Consider the following 22,428-nt stretch of genomic DNA (forward strand, 5'->3'; position numbering starts at 1 on the left):
GATTACTGATGCCGGAACAATCCTTTAAAATACTGGTTGTAGACGATGAAGCACAAATGCGTGACCTGCTTGTCTCAAACCTTCAAAAAGAAAACTACCACACGACGACCGCTTCAAACGGTCAAGAAGCCCTTGACCAAATGCAGCAAGATACGTTTCATCTTGTGTTACTCGATGTCATGATGCCGGAAATGGACGGATTAACCGCTTGTATGCGGATCCGTGAATTTTCGAATGTCCCGATCATCATGCTGACGGCACGTTCCGACGAGCTCGATCGGATTCACGGTTTAAAAATCGGAGCTGATGATTACATCACCAAACCGTTCAGTCCACGGGAACTATTAGCACGAATCGAAGCGACTCTGCGCCGTTCGCATCGTTTTACGGTCGATCAATCGGCCACGTTGACGATTGGAAAACTTGAGCTGGATACGGAAAGTCGGAGTGTCCATGTCAGCGGAAAACCCATCAGTTTGACACGGAAGGAATTTGATTTGCTCCACCTGTTTGTCCAAAACAACGACAAAGTTTTTTCGCGTGAACAACTGCTCGACCAAATCTGGGGTGCGGATTATATCGGAAATCTTCGGACAGTCGATACCCACATCAAAACACTCCGCCTCAAGCTCGGTGAGGCTGGTGGCTCGATTCAGACCGTCTGGGGTATCGGGTATAAGTTCGAGGAAGTATGATTAAACGGTATACCATCCGTCGCCGGATTTGGATTACGATTTGGTTTACAAGCGTGTTCTCAGCCATTTTGTTCGTGTTGCTGACATTTTACTTGTATGACCGCTTTTATTTACAAACGCAGGAAGATCTTCTGCTTAACCGCGGGGAAAAGTTGATTAACATCTATGAATCGGAAGGCTTGTCCGGCGCCTTTTACGATGGCATGACCTATACGAACGAATTGACCGAATCGAAAGTTTTTTTCATCGACTTTCTGAAGAAAAATCCGGCCGGTCTGCGCTTCTTGACGAATGCGGATATTGAACAGTTACGGAACGGCGAAACGGTCGTTTCAAGCCGGATGCACCCGATCGAAGGGTCGGACATTCTCATGACAGGTTTTCCGATCATCGAAAATAACCGTCTTGTCGGAACACTGATTCTGTACCTTGAACTGGGTCAAATCAGTGAACCGTTCCGTCCGCTCCGCTTGATGATTTTCTTCATGATTGGCTTGATTGTCCTCAATCTCGTCATCTTTGGACGCCAGATCATCGATACGATCATCCGCCCGCTGATTGATATGAAACGGGCTTCGACGGTGTATGCACAAGGTGACTTCGATTACCGGATTCCGATCCAATCCGACGATGAAATCGGCGAACTGGCGGAAACGTTAAACAAGATGGCGGAATCACTCGGTGAAGTGGATGAACAACGCAAAGAATTCTTGGCCAATGTCAGCCATGAATTACGGACCCCCCTCTCCTACATCCGGGGCTATACCGAAATGATGCAAGATCAAGCACTCGATGACAAAACGCGTGATCAGTATTATCAAATCATCGAACGGGAAACGGAACGCTTGCAACGGCTCGTCAATGATTTACTGGACCTGGCTCAACTGGAACGGGATTCTTATCCGATGACGAAACAGCCGCTCGTCTTCAGCCAAGTGCTTGAAGATGTCGTCTACCGCATGGAACCGATTGCTAAAACAAAAGGCGTATCGATCATCACGGATTTTGATCCAAGTCAGATTGTCCTCGGAGATAATGACCGACTGGAACAAGTCATCGGAAATATTTTGGATAATGCCTTACGATATACGCCGGCTTCCAAAAACATCTATCTCTCGACCAAAACGGAGGGTGAACGGACGGTCTGCACGATTCGGGACGAAGGGGAAGGCATTCCGCCCGAACATCTGGAACGGTTGACGAAACGGTTTTACCGGGTCGATAAATCACGGACCCGCAAAGACGGCGGAACCGGTCTCGGTCTCGCCATCACAAAACATATCATCGATCGGCATGACGGAACCATTTCCTTTGAATCGGCGCTCGGTGAAGGAACGACGGTCCAAATCATATTACCGTTGCTGCCGGACGAAGAAGATGGATTCGCTTGATCCACGTTGACCAAACCGGTTGATTGCCGCCGGTTTGGTTTTTTGAATTTCTCAGAAAGGACGTTTTACTATCGAAGCGACATTTCTTCATTGGCTGGAGCAAGCCGATACATTTGCTGTACCGATCAGTCTGTTGGTCAGCATACTCGTTAGTTTGTTTGGTGTGTTGCCCAGTGCATTCATCACTGCCGCCAATCTGCTTTATTTTGGCTTTTGGGAAGGGCTTCTGTTGTCCTTTCTCGGAGAGGCTCTAGGTGCCGGGATCGCGTTTTACGTTTACCGTCGGGGTTTCCGGCAGATCGAGCCGCTGATTCGGTCACCCCTTGTCTTGAAATGGCTCGATAAATTGACGAAACAGACGGGATGGGACGCCTTTTGGTCAATCCTCTTTTTACGGCTGCTGCCGTTTGCCCCGTCCGGACTGGTCACCTTCTTGAGTGCGACCAGCGGTGTCTCGGCGCTCGTGTTTTTGAGCGCCAGTACAATCGGGAAAGTACCCGCCCTCCTACTCGAGGCGTTTGCCGTCAATGAATTGATTCAGCGTGACTCGCTCATTCCTTGGCTGATTGCCGGTCTGTTCCTGATCTGCTACCTGTTCTATTGGTGGAAGAAGCGACGGCAACAATCAGGGGTTAACGATTGATGCAACCGTTTTCTTCGTTTAGTGTAGAGAAGTACACAAAGGAGGAAAGAGCATGGAATTACGTTCACTTGGTCAGACCGATATTCAAGTCTCCCCGCTCGGCTTTGGTGCCGGTCACATCGGTTCCGACGCTTTATCGGATCAGGAAGCAAGCCGGGTCTTGCACCAAGCCTTGGACTTAGGCATCCGCCTGTTTGATACGGCGCGCGGCTACGGCTTATCCGAGAAACGACTCGGTCACTTCTTAAAACAACGTCGCCATGACGTCGTCCTGTCGACGAAGGTCGGATATGATGTACCGGGTGCAAAGGATTGGACCTTTCAAGCTGTCGCCGGCGGCATCGATCAAGCACTCTTGACGATGCAGACGGACTTCATCGATATTGTCCACCTTCACTCTTGCAGCAAGGAGATACTCGCGCAAGATGACGTCATCGAGGCGCTGGAACGGGCGAAACAGGCGGGAAAAGTCCGGCTGATTGCTTATTCAGGCGATCGAGATGACTTGGATTATGCCGTCAAAACCGGACGCTTCGACAGTTTTCAAACGTCGGTCAACCTTTACGATCAACGGGTATTGGCTGATTCCGTACCGGAGATTCACCGGCAACAAAAAGGAATCATCGCCAAACGACCGATTGCCAACGCCCCTTGGCGGTTTGACACACGACCGGTCGGACAATATGTCGAGCCTTACTGGGAGCGGGCAGAGCAGCTTGACTTCCCGCTTGAGGAATCGTCCTGGCTTGAGACGGCTCTTCGTTTTACAGTCTTTGAGCCCGGAATCACGAGTGCCATCATCGGCACGGCGAACCCGGAACATTTAATCCGTAACGTCCGTTTGCTCGAACAGGGTCCCTTGTCGCCGGCACGTGTCGCGGATCTAAAACACCGTTTTCAGGAACAAGATCAAAATTGGCTCCAGCAAACCTAAAAAAATGCCTCGTTCCTTTTAAAGAGGAATGAGGCATTTTCATTAAAACTTCTTCTTTTTCTTTTTTTCCAAGACGACGATTGCTTCGACATGCGCCGTTTGGGGGAACATATCATACGGTTGAATGTAGCTGACTTTGTAGTCGGCTTTCATCAAATGATCACAATCCCGTGCCAGTGATTGTGGATTACACGAGACATAGATGATTTTTTTCGCTTTAGAAGAAATCATTGCATTTAATAACTGTGTATCACATCCGGCACGTGGTGGATCGACGATGAAGACATCAGGTACCCATCCCTCTTTTACCCAACGTGGAATCCAGGCTTCTGCTTTCCCGACCACATAATGGGCATGATTAAAACCATACTGCTTCATGTGGGCTGTCGCATCTTCAACGGCTTCTTCGACGATTTCCATTCCACGGACTTCTTTTGCTCCGCTCGCCACCCAAAGACCAATCGATCCAACACCCGCGTATGCATCAACAACACGTTCTTCACCCGTCAAGGCAGCTGCTTTTACGACTTCTCCATACATCCGCTCCGCTTGTTCCGGGTTTAACTGGAAGAACGCCCGTGGTGACAGTTGATATGTGAATTCACCCATCTGTTCCTCAATCCGTTCCACGCCGCGGAGGATTTCCGTTTGTTCTCCAAACACGCGTGATGTTAATTTATCGTTGATGTTCAAGGCGACTGAGATGACACCGGGAATGTCATAGATATCACGGGACAATCCTTCAAGATCCTTGAATCCGTCCTTGAACGCCACTAAGACCACTTGAATTTCACCTGTTTTGATTCCCGTCCGCACGACGATGTTACGGATGACACCATCTTGTTTGGATGAACTGTAAACCGGCACATTGTAGTCGTTTAACAATTGCGTGACCGCATTGTTGACACGTAACGTCTCTTTGTTTTGCACTACACACTCATCAATCGCCACTAAACGGTTTGAGTTTGCGGAGTACAGACCACTGACGATTTGGTTGCCTTCTTTTCCGACGGCGAATTGTGACTTGTTGCGGTATTCCCATTCTGTCGTACCAATCGTCTTACGGATATCCGCCTTTTCAACATTGAGTTTCGTTGATTTGGTAAAGGCGTTCCGTAACATCTCTTCTTTATACCGGAGCTGTCCTTCGTAGCTCATGTGCTGAAGCTGACATCCCCCGCATTGGCTGTAGATCGGACATAACGGCGTCACACGATCCGGTGAACGGACATCCCGCTTGAGGATTTTAGCATTGGCAAAGTTATTATGAATTTCTGTAATTTCGATTTGAGCGGTTTCGCCGACAAGCAGACCTGGTATAAAGACGATTTGTCGTTCCAGTGTTGCGATCCCTTCACCGTTAATCCCCATGCGTAAGCAAGTCACGGAACGTGTTTCGCCTACCTGTAATTTAATTTTTGTTGTCATCTGATCCATCCTTTCCATGATCCAAATCAAAAAGCGGTCTTTACGAACCGCTTTCTGATTCCTCATGTTCCTTCATATCTTTTGCATAACGAAGCACCTTGGCTTTCAACTGATCCAAGGAAGCGGCTAAACGTTCCAAATCCTCAATATCTGATGTTTCATCCAATGAATCAATCGTATGGCATAAAAGCTGCATTCTTGATTTTAGCACATTCATCTGCCCAAGTTTATCAGTTCTTGCTTTTCCCATTATTCTGACTTCCCTTCTTCTTCTTTCTTCCATCGTTCATTTAGCATACGATACATAATGGAGCACTAAAAGGAGGAATATGATCATGTCATTAAAATCACCCATCACCATCGAGAACGATCCGTGGGAAGCATACCGCGATATCGAACAGTACGGGCACTCCAGACTGACGAATATCGAAGTCACGACCACGACCCTTTGTAATATGCGCTGTGAACACTGCGCCGTCGGATACATGTTGTCGAACAGCGAAACACCTACCATTCCCGTCGAACTTCTCATCAAAAGACTGGACGAGATCGAACATCTCCGCGCCTTCTCGATTACAGGCGGGGAACCGATGCTGTCGATGAAATCGGTTAAGGAATACGTTGTCCCTCTACTTAAGTATGCCCACGAACGCGGGGCTAAAACCCAAATCAACTCAAATTTAACACTTCCCCTCTCACGATATGAGTTGATCATCCCTTATCTGGATGTTTTGCATATCTCACATAACTGGGGAACAGCCGATGACTTCATCGATGGTGGTTTCGCCATGATGGAGCGTAAACCCTCTCGTGAAGCCCGGACAAAACTGTTTGAACAGATGAAAGAAAATGCACGGATCCTGAATGCACGTGGTGTCCTCGTCTCCGCCGAAACGATGATCAACAAGCGGACGTTACCGCACCTCGAAGCCATCCATCAGGAAATCGTCGACATGGGTTGTGTCCGGCATGAAGTGCATCCGATGTACCCGGCAGACTTCGCGTCGATGATCGAAGCGGCCAGTCTCGATGAAATCCGTGACGGCATCCACCGTCTACTGGATGCCCGTGACAAAAACGTCTGGATGCTGTTTGGAACACTGCCGTTTTATGCCTGCTCCATGAAAGAAGAAGATTTAACGCTCCATCGCCGCCTTCAAAGCGAAACGAACGTCTCTGTCCGAAACGATCCCGACGGTCGTTCGCGGCTTAATGTCAACATCTTCGACGGAGAAATCATCGTCACGGACTTTGGAGACGAACTCGCCTCACTCGGAACGATTCATGAGACATCCTTTAATGATGCCTACGCGATGTGGCGCCAAACGGAACTGAATCAAAGCTTGTCCTGTCACTGTCCGGCCGTTCAATGCCTCGGTCCAAACGCTCTTGTCAAAAATGCGTATTATCCGGAAGTAGACTTCCTCAAACAATCCAGCCGCCTCTGATCAGGTTTGAGTCTCTTTGAAAACGGGAAAAGTCTGTCACAAAGTTGACACACTTTCCTTGTTCGAAGGGGGTTTCAAAAATGGAATGGCTCGTTGGGATTGTTGCGATTATTGGAATGTTCAGCATGGTACTCGGAATCATGATGATCGGCATTCGTGCGTCTCACAGTATTGAACACGACGAAGTGTTTGATCAAACGGATTGGGACGAACATCTCTTGCATATGCCACGTCCGACACGGTTCGAACAAAAAGATCAATAAAATGAACATGCCCCGGTGTACAGATGTACATCCGGGGCATGTTATGCTTAATAAAAAAGAAAGGCAGTTGTTTGTTGTGTCACGTCGTTTTGCTCTGATTCTTTCAATCGTCTTCATTTCCGGTTTTACCCAAGGACTACTCATCCCGTTGCTTTCAATTTTGCTTGAACGTCAAGGAACACCTGCTTACATAAATGGATTAAGTGCTGCTGTTCTCTACATCGGTGTCATCGTCGCCGCGCCATTGATGGAAAAGCCGTTGCGTCGTCACGGTTACGTCCCGGTCATTTCCTTCGGACTGGTGCTGGTCGCTGTCGCTGTCTTCGCCTTTCCCCTGATTCCAAGTGTCCTTGCTTGGATGGTGTTACGGTTCGTCGTTGGTTTTGGTGACCAGACGCTTCATTACGGATCACAGGTCTGGATCACTTCAATCACACCAAATGACAGACTCGGACGCACGATGTCCTTGTACGGGATGGCATTCGGACTCGGTTTCGCCCTTGGTCCGCTCGCTGCACCGTTTGTTGATGTCATCGACTGGCTTCCTTTCGTCTTGACAGGGACATTGACTGTGCTCGTTTTGATTTTCTTGCGGCAAATGCCGAATGAGAAACCATCTGATATCATGCCGGAAGAGCTCCAATCTGCCGCCTCTCGCTACCGGCTCGTCTTGACGAGTGCCTGGTTTACATTATTGCCGGGATTCACGTACGGTTTTTTGGAAGCAACGTTAAACGCAAGTTTTCCTGTTTTTGCGACACGAAACGGCTACGAACTATCCCAGACGAGTACGTTAATTACAACTTTTGTCGTCAGCTCTTTATTGATGCAGCTGCCGCTCGGTCGATTGGCGGATCACTTCGGAAAACGGAACACGCTGATCACCGTCCTCAGTATTGGGAGCGTCGCTTTTTTAATTGCCTGTTTTCTGTTTCAAAGTTACGGCGCCTTGTTCACGATTTTTGCGATTAGCGGGATGGCCCTCGGATCGACCTATTCGCTTGGCGTCGCTTATATGACGGAACAACTTCCGAATCATTTACTGCCGACCGGGAACTTGCTTGCCGGCATCTCCTTCAGTCTCGGATCGATACTTGGACCGATTTCGGGGAGTCTGTTCGTCGCGTTACCCCCAAGTTTTTATTTCAGCTTGTTTGTACTGGTTCTCGCGACACTTGCTTACCTTCTGTTTCGTTCTAAGCCGGTGTCACCTTAACTACAGACAAAGACGGTCGTTCCTTATCGTGGAACGACCGTCTTTGTCTTTTTCCGTCTACGGATCACGTTGAAACCGTACGTTTATTTTACGATTCCCACCTGCCGAAAACTATGCCAGAGCTTATCGTCGATTGCATAGGGTTGTTCTTTTGCACGCTTCAACTCTTCTGTTTCCAGCAAGACGACGACCTCTCGACCGTTGATTGACCAAACTGAATCGTACCCTCTTTCTGCCTCAACGATTTCCACATCGACGTCCCCATGTGTTTCCTTTAATTGTTGACTGACACAGGTAACGACGAACCGAGCAAACTCATCGCGTGGACGACGATTGGCAATGATCTTTCGAACGATCTCATTCCGTTCCACTTCTCTCATCTCCTCTCGTTTTTTGGTTGCACTAGCCTTTTTGGCAAGGCCGAATCGGTGGTTTATGACCGTACAGAAAAAGCCGAACAAGTCGGCTTAAGCAACAAACGATTAAAAATAACAGATTGATTGAGACTATTTTTGCACGATTCAGAATCTTCGTCAACTCCGCTTTTGAAACCAAACCGGAAGATAGGTCGAAACCAAAATACCGGCGACGACAAACAATAAACCGATAAACGCCTGGGGTGGAATCGATTCGCCGAGAATCAGCGCCGACAACGTCACACCGAAAATCGGGACAAAAAACATGAACAAAGAAACACGACTGACTGGATTATATTTCATCAGCAAGTTCCATAATGTGAAACCGGTCGCTGACAAAAATGCCAAATACAGCAGCATCCATGCCGACGTACTCGTGAAGGTAAACGGGAACCACTCCCCGTTCATTACCGCACCGACGATGAATAAGCCAATTGATCCAATGACCATCGCCCAACCGGTCATCGGCGCGACCGGATAACTCGCTGAATATTCCTTTGCAACCAAATTCCCGAAAGCACCGGAAATCATCGCTAAAATCAGTAAAATCTCTCCGACGCCAAACGTTACACCAGCTGACCCTTGCGGCCAGTTCGCCAGGATGACCCCTGTGAACCCTAAAAACAAAGCCAGGCCCTTAAATCGATTCAACCGGTCATCTTCATAACGGAAATGTGCGAGCAACATTTGAAAGAAGGAAGTAGATCCTGCGATGATCGATCCCTGCACCCCGGTCGACAATGAAAGGCCGATATAGAAGAAGACATATTGAAGAAAGGTCAGGAAGAAACCCAGACGGCTGTAAGCAAGCGTCCGATTTTTTAACGTGATGGGTTGTTTAAACACCAACACACTGACAATCAGCAATAAGACACCAGCTAAAAAGAAGCGGTAACTCGCAAACAAGAGTTGCTCCCCGTATTCTGTCGAGGCGATTGCGAGCAAATCATAACTTTTTTTGATGAAGGGAAAGGCACTTCCCCAGAGGAAGGTCGTCACTAATGCGAGGGCAACCATACCAAATCGATCGGTCAATATTTTTTTCATTTTTGCTGTTTCCTTTCCTGTTCCTTTTTGCTTGGGCATGGTATAGTTAGTCTACAGATAATAATTATTATAATCTAGCGACAATGAAACTCATTATCATTGATGAGGAAACGTTGGTAATAAACATTCTCATTGTTTTGATATAGTGATTTCATTTCTCATTTAGAACTTGAAAGGAGTTTTTATATGACTACCTCTACTACTACCGATATCCAGCAACGATCTGCTGTTCGTCATGCTTGGGAAGAACATCACGAATTGATTTTAGCACTCTTTAGCGGAATATTGATTTTAATTGCTTACACCCTCGAAAAAGTAAGTGTACCCGCTGCGGCGTATGTCACGCTTTATCTTTCTGCTTACGTCATCGGCGGATATGCGAAAGCAAAAGAGGGATTAACCGAAACCTATCAGGATAAAACGCTGAACGTCGAATTGTTGATGATTTTAGCCGCGATTGGGGCAGCCGCCATCGGTTACTGGATGGAAGGCGCAATCTTAATTTTCATCTTCGCCCTGTCCGGCGCCCTCGAGACTTACACAATGAACAAAAATGAACGTGCTCTTCAAAGTTTAATGTCATTGCAACCGGAAGAAGCAACCCGGTTAAATGCCGACGGTAAACTCGAAGTGGTTGGTCTTGAACAATTGTCGGTCGGAAATATCGTCTATGTCCGCCCGGGTGAACGCATCCCGGTCGACGGCACGATCATCCGCGGTCAAGCCGCGATTGAAGAAGCCTCGATCACCGGCGAATCCATTCCGGTGGAAAAACAAACCGGTGATACGGTCTACAATTCAACGGTCAATATGAACGGTGTCTTGACGATTGAGATGACAAAAGCGGCAGATGAATCGTTGTTCCAAAAAATCATCCATATGGTACAAAATGCACAAAGCGAACAGTCACCCTCCGCCCAGTTCATTGAACGGTTTGAAAGTCGTTACGTCAAAATTGTCTTACTCGTCGTCGCGTTGATGATGGTCGTTCCCCCCTATGTCGTCGGGTGGTCGTTTGAGACAAGCATCTACCGGGCAATGATTTTACTTGTCGTAGCTTCGCCTTGTGCCCTTGTCGCTTCCATCACTCCAGCCGCCTTATCTGCCATCGCTGCTTCTGCCCGTAACGGTGTCTTGTTCAAAGGTGGGGCGCACATCGAGACGCTTGGTCAAGTCGATACGATCGTCTTTGATAAAACGGGGACACTTACGACAGGCAAACCGATCGTGACAGAAAGCCATTACGCTGACGGAATCGATTCCGTCACTTTAAAACAAGCCGTCGCATCGATTGAAGCCCAATCCAACCATCCGTTGGCACAAGCGATCGTGACCCATTTAAAAGCCGATGTCATCGAACCTTCCGCCTTCAAGGACGTTACAGGGTTCGGGATTGAAGCGACTGTATCCGGCACCACCTACCGAATCGGTAAATATGCTTTCCACGAAGGATTACATGATCCGTTTGCTTCCATGGAACAGTCTTTAAAAGAGCAAGGCAACACGATGGTCTACGTCAGCAACGGGGAATCGATCATCGCCCTGTATGCCTTACGGGATACGATTCGTCCGGAAGCGAAGGCAGCCATCTCTTCCCTCAATTCACTCGGCATCACGACGATCATGTTGACGGGAGACAATCCGGTCACTGCTGCTGCCATCGCCAAAGAAGCCGGATTAAGCGATTACGTCGCAGAATGTCTGCCGGAAGATAAAGTCCGTTACATCAAGCAATATCAAACAGACGGAAAAACAGTCGCGATGGTTGGGGACGGCATCAATGATGCCCCTGCCTTGGCACTTGCTCACGTCGGAATTGCAATGGGTGAAGGAACAGATGCAGCACTCGAGACGGCAGACGTCGTGCTGATGAAAAACGATTTAGGTCGTTTAGCATACGCTGTCAACAAAGCACGTAAGATGAACCGTGTCGTCAAACAGAACATCACGCTTGCCATCAGTGTCATCCTGCTGTTGATCATCTCGAATTTTTCACAGTTCCTGATCATGCCGTTTGCTGTCGTAGGTCATGAAGGATCGACGATTTTAGTCATCCTCAACGGATTACGACTTTTACAAAAAGATACACCGCTTCAACACGCCCCTGCTTCGTTTTCCAAACAAGCAGCGGCTTAATACAAAAAAGCATCCGCCATCGATAAACCGATGGCGGATGCTTTTTTGTGAGCAGTCGTTGAAGCGTCTCTTAACCAAACGTATTGGTCGGAATCGAATCCAGATCCGCTTGTTCTTTTAGACGTTTTTCTTCCATCTTTTTCGGATCCGCCTTTTTCATGAAACGTTCCCACGAAGCATTCAGCTCCGAACCCAGTAAGATGATCAATCCGGTAAAGTATAACCACAATAAGACGATGACGACACTACCAAGTGATCCGTACGTCTGATTGTAATTGGAGAAGTTCGATACGTAAAAACCAAAACCGACTGATAAGAGCTGCCAGACGATAACGCCAAACACGGCACCAGGAATCGCTTGTTTAAAGGTAATCGGTCGTTTAGGTGCGACCCGGTAAAAGATTGAGAGGATAAAAATCAACAAGATGGTTGAAATCGTATACCGTAACACGGTCAACAGGATTTTCTGTCCCATATCGATCGGGAGAACAAAATTCGCCAGATAACTGATGATTGGTCCGCCCAAAACGTTTAACACGATCAGTAACAACATCCCGATTCCGAGAATGATCGTTAACACCAAAGCAATTCCTCGCGCTGCGACAAATCCACGTGGTGAAAAATCTCCGTAAGCATGGTTTGCTGTCGTAATCAGACGATCTACCCCTTTAGAAGCCGACCAGATGGCAAGGATTGCCCCGATTGACAAGAGACCTCCCTGCGGCTCTTTGATCGCTTGGAAGATGACATCCGTAAAGGTGTTGACCGATCCACCCGGTGCCAGATCACGAATTTGTGATTCAAGCGTCTGTTGATCAATGTCAAAGAAAGATAATACCGAAATAACAAAAATGATACCTGGAAAAATGGATAAGAACCAGTAGTATGCCAACGTACCTGCATAATCCGTAATGTTGTGATCAGACATGCGTTGCTTTAAATTAAGTACCAAACCTTTAGTGTCCCGCGTATGCGCCATCGTCATCTCTCCTTCATAAAAAAGAGGCAGTCCAGGACCACCTCATTGTCTTAATATACTTTTTCCCTGTTTGTTTTAACTAAAACCTCAATTATCCTCCAGCTGGATGTCGTAAAACCGTTCCGTCATAGCCGTCAATTCCCGGACGAGTGTTGCCGGTCGAACCGGTAAATCCGACAATTCCTGCCGGCTGATCCAGAGCGGTGTATAACCGGAAGAATCATCCTCAAACTCTTCACCTGTTCCGGTCCCGAATACGCCGCCTGTCATCGTCGCCCAGTAATACGGATTATCGAGTCCGTTAAACTTTACGACCGCCGCGATTCCTTCGAGTTGGACATCCACTCCCAACTCTTCATGCGCTTCCCGAATCGCGGTTTCTTCGAGCGTCGCGCCCGTCTCTACCCCGCCACCGGGAAACACGTAGTAGGTTTGACCGGGTTTATCGCGGCGAATCAAGGCGACTTCATCCGCTTCATTGATTAAGATAATGGCACTTCGTTGAATTGGCATTGCGTTGTCTCCCCTCACCTGATGATTTGAGGACTCAACGAATCGTCTCCAGCATTTCAGGAATCAATCCATTTTCCGTCGATGCAATGACTTGTGCGGCAACCTTCATACCGAGCTTTAAGGCGTCCTCTGCTTGTTTCGAGTCCGTCAGTTCGGAGAGTACAGCGGAAAAGAACGAATCCCCCGCACCTGTTGAGTCCACTACTTTCACTTTTTTTGTTCCGACATGTCCCGACGTCGCCGTGCGGCGATCGACGTAAACGGCACCGAGTTCGCTCATCGTGACGACCGTAAACGGAGCTCCTTTTTTCGCCAGTTCGTTTGCAACATGAATCGCATCCTCGACCGTCACAATCGACAAGTCAGATAAGATTTCGGCTTCTTCCCGGCTGCAGATGAATCCTGTGAATCCTTGCAGCAAATGCCGGTTTCGTTCGATGACGCTGAGGTGACCACATACGCCGTACAGCGGTAATTCCATTTTGCGACAGAGATGAATCAAACGTTCGAGGACTGTAACGGATAAGTCCAAATCGATTGCCACCGCGTCTACCCCGTCCAAGGCATAGACCGATTGACGAAGAATCGCTTCTTCCAACAACTTGGCATCTGGTTGCTTCGAAATCGATGTTTGCAGATCTCCTTCGTTATCCATTACCGCAAGCCACATGCCCATACCATGGTCTTCCAGCATTTCTACATGATCAACGTTTGCTCCGTATGATTTCAGTTCTTCGAGAACTCCTACACCAATCTGGTCGTTCGTAACCGTCGAGATAAAGCGAACATCATTTCCAAGGACAGCAAGATTCTGCGCCACATTCCGACCCGTACCACCGTTCGAAAAGCTGATGTCCCCGACGTTTTTGGCATCCTTATGCAAGGGAGCGAACGAAGTTCCTTTTATGTCGACGAATACTTTCCCGATTACCGCAATTTTATTCATTTCTGTTCCACCTCTAAAAAAATTTCATGAACCCTGATGCTACATGAACGTTTCAGGCACATTGCTTCAATTATAGTAAAATTTCAAATGCGTTACAACCAATCGAATCAGACGATGAGCACGAAAAAAACCTCTTTCCGTTTCAGGAAAAAGGTTTTCGGAGTTTTCATTATAAGTTGGAAATGGTTAAGCTGATTGCAAGCAACAGACCAAAAATCGTGTTGACCTTGCCCGTTTGCGCCATTCCCGGCATCAGTTCCTGCGGCGGTAAATCCCGCCAGAACAATTTTACGGCTTTGATCATCAACGGAATGCTTAAGAGAGCAAGCAATGCCCACCAGGTGACATTAAAGATCATCACTGCAGCCATCAAGGACAGAACCGCAGCAGCGAAAAAGCCAATCAAGACGTAAACAGCTTTTTGGTGACCGACCAGACACGCAATCGTTTTTCTTCCATTCACCTTGTCGTTATCCAAATCGCGGATGTTGTTTGCGAGTAAGATGGAACCGATCAAGATGGCGACCGGAATCGAGATGGCGACTGCTTCTGTCGGGACATAACCGATTTGCAGATAGGCGGAAATCGCAATGATGACATATCCCATAAAGAAACCGGCGACGATTTCCCCAAACGGTGTATAGGCAATCGGTAACGGTCCTCCCGTATAAATATAGCCGACGAACATCGAAATGATGCCGATCAAGAGCAACCACCACGTGGTTTCCAGACAAAGATAAATCCCGAGTAAGGCGGAGATGGCATACAGCGACAACGCGAATGCTAAAATCGTTCCCGGCTTAAATCCGTCCCGAACGATGGATCCTCCAATCCCGACTGACTCTTCCGTGTCGAGTCCACGTTTATAGTCATAATATTCATTAAATAAGTTCGTGGCAATCTGAATCAGCATCGACGCGATCAACATCGCAAAAAACAGATCCATGCGCAACGACTCGATTCGTGGTGCGACGATGGCTGTTCCGACAACGACGGGTACAAAACTCGCTGTCAGTGTATGCGGTCGTGTCATTCGCCAATATACAGCGATTGATTTATTCATATAATAAACCCCTTTCCTGTCTAAGTGTATCGGGTTTCGTTTTTTACTGTCAATGCTCAATCGGAGATAGCTTATTCCTTCTTTTTTTCGGGTAAAAAGTTTACACTTAGAATAAGTGAAACGTATCACAGTATCTATAGACTAGGGGGCAATGAGCGGTATGGCTTACGCTCAACAAGAGCTTAAACAATGTATTGAACAAGCCGTCGGTCATGCCAATGCATACCAACGAGCTATAATCGCCTCATATTCATGGCAAGTCGAGGCACAAGACGTCAGCACACTGACATTTGGGACACAAGAACGTTTTTATTTTACGACACCGGATCGGTCCATGCGTGCAATTGGTTTTGGCATCGCACAACAGTTAAAGACTTCTGGACATGATCGTTTTTTACGGATGCAATCGAAGTGGGCGACCTTGAACCGGGATCATGTCGGGAACGATTTATTTGCCTTTTGCGGATTTTCGTTCGCTGAACTGAAGCAACCGGACTATCGTTGGTCTGCTTTCGGGGAAGCGTCGATGACGATTCCGAAATTTTTATATCTGGAACAAGACGGGCATACGACCGTAACGATTTTCGCGTTTGTCGAACCGCAGTCTAACGCGGAAAAGATTCTGAATCAATTGGCCGTCGAATATGCGGAGTTGCATACACCGAAATCTAGCCAGTTTGTTACACGCATTCGTTTGACCCGTGACGGAAACGATGCGTTCGAAGCGTCTTTCCATCAAGCGACACAACTGTTAAAAACGACCTTAAAAAAGATCGTGTTAGCCCGGGAAGTCGTTTATGAATTAGATCAACCCGTCGATCTGGCCGGACTTGTTCAAGAGCTTGAATCATCACAGCCCGGCAGCTATATCTTTTTCTTTCAGCCGACACTGGAAGAAGCCTTCCTTGGAGCCACGCCGGAACGTTTGATTCTAAAAACCGGTCAGGAAATCCAAACGGCGGCTGTTGCCGGTTCAGCTCCGCGCCACGAGTTGGAACAGACGGATTACGCGCTTGGACAAACGCTCTTACAGGACGATAAAAACCGCGTCGAACATGCGATTGTCGTTGATTCCATCGAACAGACGCTGCGCGGACTTTCGACGCGATTCGAAAAACCCGAGCAACCGATGTTGTTGAAAAACCGCCATATCCAACATCTGTATACGCCGATTACTGCCACCCTTTCACCTGAAGTCAGTCTGTTTCAGCTGATTGAAAAACTTCATCCGACTCCTGCCTTGGGCGGCGAGCCGAAAGAAGCAGCTGTTGCGGCAATCCGGGACATCGAGACGTTTGAGCGCGGATGGTACGGTTCACCGGTTGGTTGGATGGACGGTGCGGAAAACGGTGAGTTCATCGTTGCGATTCGGTCGGGTCTGTTTACGGACCGCTCTGCTGTTTTGTACGCCGGTTGCGGCCTTGTCGAAGGGTCACGCCTGCAGAGTGAACTCGAAGAAACCGGAACAAAATTATCCCCAATGCTGCAAGCACTTTCGCAACTCTGTACCATAGAAAAGGATGATGTTTATGTTGACTAAATGGGTGCATACATTAATCGATAATCTAGTCCGCAGCGGAGTCCGCGATTTCGTCATCAGTCCGGGATCACGTTCGACGCCGCTTGCGATCGCTGCTTTTCTTCACCCGTCTAGCCGCACCCACGTCCTCGTTGACGAACGGTCGGCTAGTTTTTTTGCTTTGGGATTGACGCGAACTGACGACGCGTTGCGTCCTGTCGCCTTGATTTGTACGAGCGGTACCGCGGCAACCAACTATTATTCTGCCGTGACGGAAGCCAATATCTTTGAGTTGCCCTTAATCGTCCTCACGGCCGATCGCCCCCACGAATTACGCGGGGTCGGCGCTCCTCAAGCCATCGATCAGGTTGGTTTATACGGCAAACAGGTCCGTCACGCTTTTGATCTACCCTTGCCGGAAGAAACAGGACTCACGTATGTCCAACACGTCGCGCGACGCGCTGCGTTGCTTGCGATGACAGAACCGGCTGGTCCTGTTCAGATCAACGTCCCTCTTCGCGAACCGTTGATTCCGGAATTGGACCTGTTACAGACTGGTCAATCCGTCGGGCGTCCATTACGTGCTATCGCTCCGTCACTCTCAGAGGAATTGAGTGAAATTTTATCAATTCCACGTCTTTTGATTGTCATCGGACCTCAACTTTCAGCAACGGATACACAATTCATTCTGGATTACGCGGAACGTTCGCATATTCCCGTCCTCGCTGACCCGCTCAGTCAAGGTCGTCAGTCTTCGTATGCGACCGTTTTCGGGTATTATGACACGTGGTTAAAAGATGAAACCGTTCAACAGAAAGTCCGCCCGGAACATATTTTGCGTTTTGGAGCGATGCCGACGTCAAAACCATACCTGCTTTGGTCAAAGGACATCCCGACGACCGTTGTCGGGCATCCGGGAAATTGGCGTGATCCCCAGTTGCATGCTGAATTTTTAAGTGGTCACCCGAGTCAGCTTCAAGCGATGCCGGAGACGGCGCATGATGTCTCGTATCTGCACACACTGCAAGCAGCAGAACAGACTGTCGCAGTCGTCTTTGAGACACTGGATACCGAACAATTGACGGAGTACAATGTCGTGCGTGCCCTTGATGTATTGACGCAAGGCAGTCTGTTCGTCTCGAACAGCATGCCGATTCGTGATTTGGACACCTTCTTACCGACGGGCACTCCACTCCGGATTCTTGCGAATCGAGGAGCGAATGGCATTGACGGTATCGTGTCGAGTGCACTTGGTGCGACGTATGACGCCGACCATCGCTACTTATTAGTCGGGGATCTGGCGTTCATCCATGACATCAACGGCTTGATGATGGCACGGACGCGGCCGATGACGATTTTGTTGATCAACAACACAGGTGGCGGGATTTTTAACTTCCTGCCGCAGCAAACGTTGGATCCAGCCGTCTTTGAACCGCTTTTCGGAACGGCACAAGAACTGGATTTCCGTCATCTGGCTTCAGGCTATGGTGTCGACTATGAACTGATTTCCTCAATTCCGGATTTAAAGACTGCCTTGCAGACTACTCCGGTCGCGACACGCATTCTTGAAATCCGAACCGACCGTCCGAAAAACGTCCGCTTACACCGTCGCATTTGGGAGCTGACGAACCAAGCCTTGCAGGAGCGCTTCCGATGAAGCTTCGCCACCACGAGTATCATGTAGAGATCACAGGCGCAGGACCACCGCTTTTATTGCTGCACGGTTTCACGGGAAGCAGCGCGACCTGGTCCGACTTGAGCATCCGTTTGGCGTCGCACTACACGGTCTACCGAATCGATCTACTTGGACACGGTCGAACCGCACCTGCTTCTTATCAACGCATGCGTCTGACCGAGCAGGTGAAGGATTTAGACGCTTTGCTCGCTACACGGACCGAACCGTGGACCGTCTTGGGCTATTCGATGGGCGGACGAATCGCTTTGATGCTCGCCGTCACGTCACATCGTGTCCGGCAAACGATTGCCGTCAGCACGACTCCCGGTCTTCGTTCTGCCGCTGAACGCCAACTCCGGCGCCAAGGTGACCGGATGCTTGCTCAACGGTTGATGACGGATGGGCTTGTCGCCTTCATCGACTACTGGGAATCGATCCCGCTTTTTGCAAGTCAGCAGCATCTGCCGATCGAGACACGACGACGCATTCGTAACGGACGTCTGACCCAGTCCGCTGAAGGTCTGGCCGCTTCGCTTATCGCACAAGGTACCGGAAATATGCCTTCCGTCTGGCAGTGGGTCAACCATCCGTCAATTGAATGGATTGTCGGTGCGGAAGACGAAAAATTTAAAAGGATCGCGTTTGAAGCTGCTTCACCCGAAAAAATTCATGTAATTCCCGGAGCATCACACGCCCCACATATCGACCAACCGGAAAAGTTTGTTACAATGGTAGAGAAACTACTCTTAATTAATTAAATGGGGGAATTGAAATGAGATACGTTCCAGAATGGGCAGCTGCCCGTAGTTACGAAGACATCAAGTATGAAAAATGGAATGGGATCGCCAAGATCACGATCAACCGTCCTGAAGTACGGAATGCGTTCCGTCCACAAACCGTCCATGAATTAATCGACGCTTTTTCACGGGCACGCGACGATCAAAATGTCGGTGTCATCGTCTTGACTGGTGAAGGTGACCTGGCGTTCTGTTCAGGCGGCGACCAAAAGGTCCGCGGTCATGGCGGATACGTCGGCGAAGATGAAATCCCGCGTCTGAACGTTCTTGATTTACAACGTCTGATTCGTGTCATCCCGAAACCGGTCATCGCAATGGTTGCAGGATATGCCATCGGTGGCGGACATGTTCTTCACCTTGTATGTGATTTGACGATTGCAGCAGACAACGCTAAATTTGGACAAACTGGTCCTAAAGTTGGTTCGTTTGATGCTGGATACGGTTCTGGTTACCTCGCCCGCGTCGTTGGTCATAAAAAAGCGCGTGAAATCTGGTACCTCTGCCGTCAATACGATGCACAACAAGCACTCGACATGGGGCTCGTCAACACGGTCGTGCCACTCGCTGACCTCGAGCAAGAAACCATCCAATGGTGTTCTGAAATCCTTCAGCATTCACCAACGGCACTCCGTTTCTTAAAAGCGGCATTCAATGCCGATTCAGATGGTCTTGCGGGTATCCAGCAATTAGCAGGTGATGCGACATTGTTGTACTACACGACAGATGAAGCAAAAGAAGGACGCGATGCGTTTAAAGAAAAACGTGATCCTGACTTCGGACAGTTTCCACGATTCCCATAATACAAAAAAGGTTCAATGTCGAAAGACTTGAACCTTTTTCGTATCATCATCCAGAAAGGACGTGACGTTTTTTGTACCCTTGGATTTATACCCGTGCCAAAGAACAGCCGGATGATCTGGCACTGATCACCGACACCGAACGTTTGACCTGGTCCGCGCTTTACACGAAAGCCCATCAATTGGCCAGCTCCTGGGCACTTCTCCTCTCAAGAGGTGACCGGATTGCCTTGTACGGACCCTCAAGCACCGCCTATATCATCGCCATCCATGCGGCGCAGTTACTTGAATTAACAATCGTTCCGATCAACATTCGGCTCAGTCAGACGGAAGTGAATGCCCAGTTGAAACGCGCGGACGTTAAATACGTCATCTCGGATCGTCTCCTCGATTCGACGGTCAAACGTCTGCCGTTTCAAGCGACGCGTCAAGCGCCTGATATTCTGGTGCGTCACATGCCGAAACATTACATTCAATCCATGTTGTTTACGAGCGGAACGACGGGACAACCAAAAGCCGTCGAACAGACGATGCTCAATCATTTTTCGAGTGCGATGAACGCTGCCCGTCATATCGGTTCGTTGCCTGACGATCGTTTTCTCGTCGTCACGCCGCTTTTCCATATGAGCGGCTTAGCCGTCGTCTACCGGTCCGTGATTTATGGTGCTCCGCTCATCCTGGAACCCCACTTTTCACCGAACAAGACCATTCACTGGATCAAAACGGAAGCCGTCACCCACATCTCGCTTGTCTCCGTCATGTTGGACCGGTTACTCGAAGCGGGATTACGCCGTTACGATTTACGCGTCGTCTTGACCGGGGGTGGTCCTGTTCCGTTACCGATTCTGACCCGCGCACTAGACCGCGGTATTCCTGTCATGCAGACATACGGGATGACCGAAACGGCTTCACAAATCGCTACGCTTTTGCCGGAAGATGCGATTCGAAAAATCGGCTCTGCCGGTAAAGCCATTGCCCCGACAGAAATCCGCATCACCCGTTATCAGGAAATCGAAGTCAAGGGACCGACTGTCATGAACGGCTATTTCGCAAATTCAGATGCGACTGCGGCTGCCTTTACGCCTGACGGTTATCTAAAAACAGGAGACCTTGGACGGATTGATCCAGAAGGTTACTTGTATGTACTCGACAGACGGAGTGATTTAATCATTTCCGGTGGCGAAAATGTTTATCCGGCAGAAGTCGAAGCTGCGTTACTGTCGATTTCAGGCGTCACGGAAGCTGGGGTCGTCGGCCGCTTTGATCCGACATGGGGGCAGGTGCCGGTCGCCTTCATCGTCAGCACGTTGGAAGAAACATCCGTCCGGCAACAGATGGAACGCTTAGTCGCCAAATACAAATGTCCGGTCGCCTATATTTACCGTGATACATTACCGCGCAATGCGAACGGTAAGCTGATCCGCCGTCAGTTAAAGGAGTCGTTATGAAGATCGAACTCCGACGCGCTGAACTATTTGATGTCCGTTTGACGTTCCGGCAACCGATGCACACCGCGATTTCGACCTTGGCGGAACGGCAGACGACGATTCTCCGTCTGACCGACCAGGAAGGACGGATCGGCTACGGGGAAGGTGTCGCATTCGATACACCTTGGTATACAGCCGAAACACAAGCCTCATTGCGTGCTTTGTCACCGTTGCTGTATCGTCTGCTCAGCGCACAGCCTCTCTCTGCCCCGGCAGATGTCACGGAACGTTTCCGGTCCATTCAAGGCAATCAAATGGCAAAAGCAATGTTTGACGGGGCCGTCTACGAATTATTTGCGCAAGCGCAAGAACAATCACTCGCCTCCTATCTCGGCGGTGATGAGAAAACGGCGATCCCGTGTGGAAAAGCACTCGGCCGCTCTTCTGCCGTCGCAATGGTCGAAGCAGTCGGACAGGCGCTTGCAGACGGTTTCGGACGCATCAAGCTGAAGCTTGCCCCGACAGATACGCATATTTTGGAGCACGTCCGAGCGGCGTTTCCGCAGGCACCGTTGATGTTTGATGCGAATGGAAGTTTTCAATCAGCCGACCTCCCTGTCCTTCAAACATGGGACACGTTTTCGTTGGTCATGATGGAGCAACTGTTTCCGGCAAATGACTGGTTACGCCATCAACAGGCGGCTTCCTTGCTGAAGACACCCCTTTGTCTGGATGAATCGATTCAAACGACACAAGATGCTGCATTGATGCAGACCTTACAAGCAGGTCACATCGTCAACATTAAACCGGCTCGCCTCGGTGGTTTGACGACGGCACTAGAAGTCCGACAGATGTCCCCCTACTGGTTAGGCGGCATGTTCGAGAGTGGCATCGGACGACGACAAACGCTGGCATTCGCCACTTTACCCGGGCTCGCTTATCCGATTGATATGGCTGGCACGGATCAGTATTTCGTCGAGGATCTGCTTGAACACGACTACGTCGTCGAAAACGGAAGCATCCGCTATCAAGAGCATCCCGTTTCGCTCGAACGCCTCCATCGTCTGAGTCAATCCCGTCTCATTTTGTAACGAA

General features: G+C 49.0%; 22 protein-coding genes. 14 read left to right on the top strand and 8 right to left on the bottom strand.

The features are described from left to right. The first annotated feature begins 8 nt into the window (after nucleotides 1–8). The 4 genes from P397_RS0113735 (at nucleotide 9) to P397_RS17425 (ending at nucleotide 3,663) form a co-directional block, all read left to right on the top strand. Nucleotides 9–695 carry a response regulator transcription factor gene (locus tag P397_RS0113735; RefSeq protein ID WP_026833789.1) on the top strand — a complete coding sequence of 229 codons (687 nt, stop codon included), beginning with the start codon at nucleotides 9–11 and terminating at the stop codon, nucleotides 693–695. After that, nucleotides 692–2,086 (top strand): sensor histidine kinase, encoded by a 1,395-nt coding sequence (locus P397_RS0113740; protein ID WP_051524040.1) that lies wholly within the window; start codon nucleotides 692–694, stop codon nucleotides 2,084–2,086. The genes P397_RS0113735 and P397_RS0113740 overlap by 4 nt, the downstream gene beginning before the upstream one ends. A gap of 163 nt (nucleotides 2,087–2,249) precedes the next feature. Further along, nucleotides 2,250–2,729 (top strand): TVP38/TMEM64 family protein, encoded by a 480-nt coding sequence (locus tag P397_RS0113745; protein ID WP_235184000.1) that lies wholly within the window; start codon nucleotides 2,250–2,252, stop codon nucleotides 2,727–2,729. A gap of 52 nt (nucleotides 2,730–2,781) precedes the next feature. Then, nucleotides 2,782–3,663, top strand: coding sequence for an aldo/keto reductase (locus P397_RS17425; RefSeq protein WP_035414232.1), 882 nt, complete (start codon nucleotides 2,782–2,784; stop codon nucleotides 3,661–3,663). A 42-nt stretch (nucleotides 3,664–3,705) separates the two neighbouring features. Here the strand turns inward: P397_RS17425 and rlmD are convergent, their stop codons facing one another. Then, nucleotides 3,706–5,091, bottom strand: coding sequence for a 23S rRNA (uracil(1939)-C(5))-methyltransferase RlmD (gene rlmD, locus P397_RS0113755; protein WP_026833792.1), 1,386 nt, complete (start codon nucleotides 5,089–5,091; stop codon nucleotides 3,706–3,708). A gap of 40 nt (nucleotides 5,092–5,131) precedes the next feature. Beyond that, nucleotides 5,132–5,341: an SE1561 family protein gene (locus P397_RS0113760; protein ID WP_026833793.1), complete on the bottom strand. Its 210-nt coding sequence runs from the start codon at nucleotides 5,339–5,341 to the stop codon at nucleotides 5,132–5,134. Between the two features lie 85 nt (nucleotides 5,342–5,426). On the opposite strand from P397_RS0113760, the gene yfkAB reads away from it, so the two are divergent. The 3 genes from yfkAB (at nucleotide 5,427) to P397_RS0113775 (ending at nucleotide 8,018) form a co-directional block, all read left to right on the top strand. Next, complete coding sequence (yfkAB, locus tag P397_RS0113765) at nucleotides 5,427–6,539, top strand: radical SAM/CxCxxxxC motif protein YfkAB (RefSeq protein WP_026833794.1); 1,113 nt, start codon at nucleotides 5,427–5,429, stop codon at nucleotides 6,537–6,539. An 80-nt stretch (nucleotides 6,540–6,619) separates the two neighbouring features. After that, on the top strand, nucleotides 6,620–6,802 hold the full coding sequence (locus tag P397_RS0113770) for a hypothetical protein (RefSeq protein ID WP_026833795.1): 183 nt from the start codon (nucleotides 6,620–6,622) through the stop codon (nucleotides 6,800–6,802). A 43-nt stretch (nucleotides 6,803–6,845) separates the two neighbouring features. After that, nucleotides 6,846–8,018 carry an MFS transporter gene (locus P397_RS0113775; protein WP_051524044.1) on the top strand — a complete coding sequence of 391 codons (1,173 nt, stop codon included), beginning with the start codon at nucleotides 6,846–6,848 and terminating at the stop codon, nucleotides 8,016–8,018. 83 nt (nucleotides 8,019–8,101) lie between these two features. Here P397_RS0113775 and P397_RS0113780 read toward each other — a convergent pair whose 3' ends face one another. Both P397_RS0113780 and P397_RS0113785 read right to left on the bottom strand, forming a co-directional pair. Then, a complete protein-coding gene (locus P397_RS0113780) occupies nucleotides 8,102–8,389 on the bottom strand; it encodes a hypothetical protein (RefSeq protein WP_026833797.1) in 288 nt (95 codons plus the stop codon). 162 nt (nucleotides 8,390–8,551) lie between these two features. Beyond that, nucleotides 8,552–9,481 (bottom strand): DMT family transporter, encoded by a 930-nt coding sequence (locus P397_RS0113785; RefSeq protein WP_026833798.1) that lies wholly within the window; start codon nucleotides 9,479–9,481, stop codon nucleotides 8,552–8,554. 186 nt (nucleotides 9,482–9,667) lie between these two features. Between P397_RS0113785 and P397_RS0113790 the strand changes: the two genes are divergently transcribed. After that, on the top strand, nucleotides 9,668–11,617 hold the full coding sequence (locus P397_RS0113790; RefSeq protein ID WP_028106889.1) for a heavy metal translocating P-type ATPase: 1,950 nt from the start codon (nucleotides 9,668–9,670) through the stop codon (nucleotides 11,615–11,617). Between the two features lie 70 nt (nucleotides 11,618–11,687). On the opposite strand, the gene P397_RS0113795 is transcribed toward P397_RS0113790, so the two are convergent. The 4 genes from P397_RS0113795 to P397_RS0113810 all read right to left on the bottom strand — a co-directional run bounded on the left by P397_RS0113795 (nucleotide 11,688) and on the right by P397_RS0113810 (nucleotide 15,118). Next, the gene (locus P397_RS0113795) at nucleotides 11,688–12,596 is read right to left on the bottom strand and encodes a YihY/virulence factor BrkB family protein (RefSeq protein WP_028106890.1); all 909 of its coding nucleotides are present in this window, start codon (nucleotides 12,594–12,596) and stop codon (nucleotides 11,688–11,690) included. An 87-nt stretch (nucleotides 12,597–12,683) separates the two neighbouring features. After that, nucleotides 12,684–13,109, bottom strand: a complete 426-nt coding sequence (locus tag P397_RS0113800; protein ID WP_028106891.1) for an NUDIX hydrolase — start codon at nucleotides 13,107–13,109, stop codon at nucleotides 12,684–12,686. 34 nt (nucleotides 13,110–13,143) lie between these two features. Next, complete coding sequence (locus P397_RS0113805; protein WP_026833802.1) at nucleotides 13,144–14,055, bottom strand: PfkB family carbohydrate kinase; 912 nt, start codon at nucleotides 14,053–14,055, stop codon at nucleotides 13,144–13,146. Nucleotides 14,056–14,224: 169 nt separating this feature from the next. Next, a complete protein-coding gene (locus P397_RS0113810; RefSeq protein ID WP_026833803.1) occupies nucleotides 14,225–15,118 on the bottom strand; it encodes a 1,4-dihydroxy-2-naphthoate polyprenyltransferase in 894 nt (297 codons plus the stop codon). Between the two features lie 160 nt (nucleotides 15,119–15,278). On the opposite strand from P397_RS0113810, the gene P397_RS0113815 reads away from it, so the two are divergent. The 6 genes from P397_RS0113815 to menC all read left to right on the top strand — a co-directional run bounded on the left by P397_RS0113815 (nucleotide 15,279) and on the right by menC (nucleotide 22,424). After that, entirely contained in the window at nucleotides 15,279–16,658 is a 1,380-nt protein-coding gene (locus P397_RS0113815) for an isochorismate synthase (RefSeq protein ID WP_028106892.1), read from the top strand. Continuing rightward, a complete protein-coding gene (menD, locus tag P397_RS0113820) occupies nucleotides 16,648–18,294 on the top strand; it encodes a 2-succinyl-5-enolpyruvyl-6-hydroxy-3-cyclohexene-1-carboxylic-acid synthase (RefSeq protein ID WP_035414234.1) in 1,647 nt (548 codons plus the stop codon). The genes P397_RS0113815 and menD overlap by 11 nt, the downstream gene beginning before the upstream one ends. Next, nucleotides 18,291–19,070: a 2-succinyl-6-hydroxy-2,4-cyclohexadiene-1-carboxylate synthase gene (menH, locus tag P397_RS0113825; RefSeq protein WP_028106894.1), complete on the top strand. Its 780-nt coding sequence runs from the start codon at nucleotides 18,291–18,293 to the stop codon at nucleotides 19,068–19,070. The genes menD and menH overlap by 4 nt, the downstream gene beginning before the upstream one ends. Nucleotides 19,071–19,084: 14 nt before the next feature. Beyond that, nucleotides 19,085–19,909 carry a 1,4-dihydroxy-2-naphthoyl-CoA synthase gene (menB, locus tag P397_RS0113830; protein WP_026833807.1) on the top strand — a complete coding sequence of 275 codons (825 nt, stop codon included), beginning with the start codon at nucleotides 19,085–19,087 and terminating at the stop codon, nucleotides 19,907–19,909. A gap of 71 nt (nucleotides 19,910–19,980) precedes the next feature. Next, nucleotides 19,981–21,354 (top strand): o-succinylbenzoate--CoA ligase, encoded by a 1,374-nt coding sequence (gene menE / locus P397_RS0113835; RefSeq protein WP_028106895.1) that lies wholly within the window; start codon nucleotides 19,981–19,983, stop codon nucleotides 21,352–21,354. Next, nucleotides 21,351–22,424 (top strand): o-succinylbenzoate synthase, encoded by a 1,074-nt coding sequence (gene menC, locus P397_RS0113840; protein WP_028106896.1) that lies wholly within the window; start codon nucleotides 21,351–21,353, stop codon nucleotides 22,422–22,424. The genes menE and menC overlap by 4 nt, the downstream gene beginning before the upstream one ends. Nucleotides 22,425–22,428: the final 4 nt, after the last annotated feature.

The organism is Exiguobacterium undae DSM 14481, from assembly GCF_000620805.1.
Classification (GTDB): domain Bacteria; phylum Bacillota; class Bacilli; order Exiguobacteriales; family Exiguobacteriaceae; genus Exiguobacterium_A; species Exiguobacterium_A undae.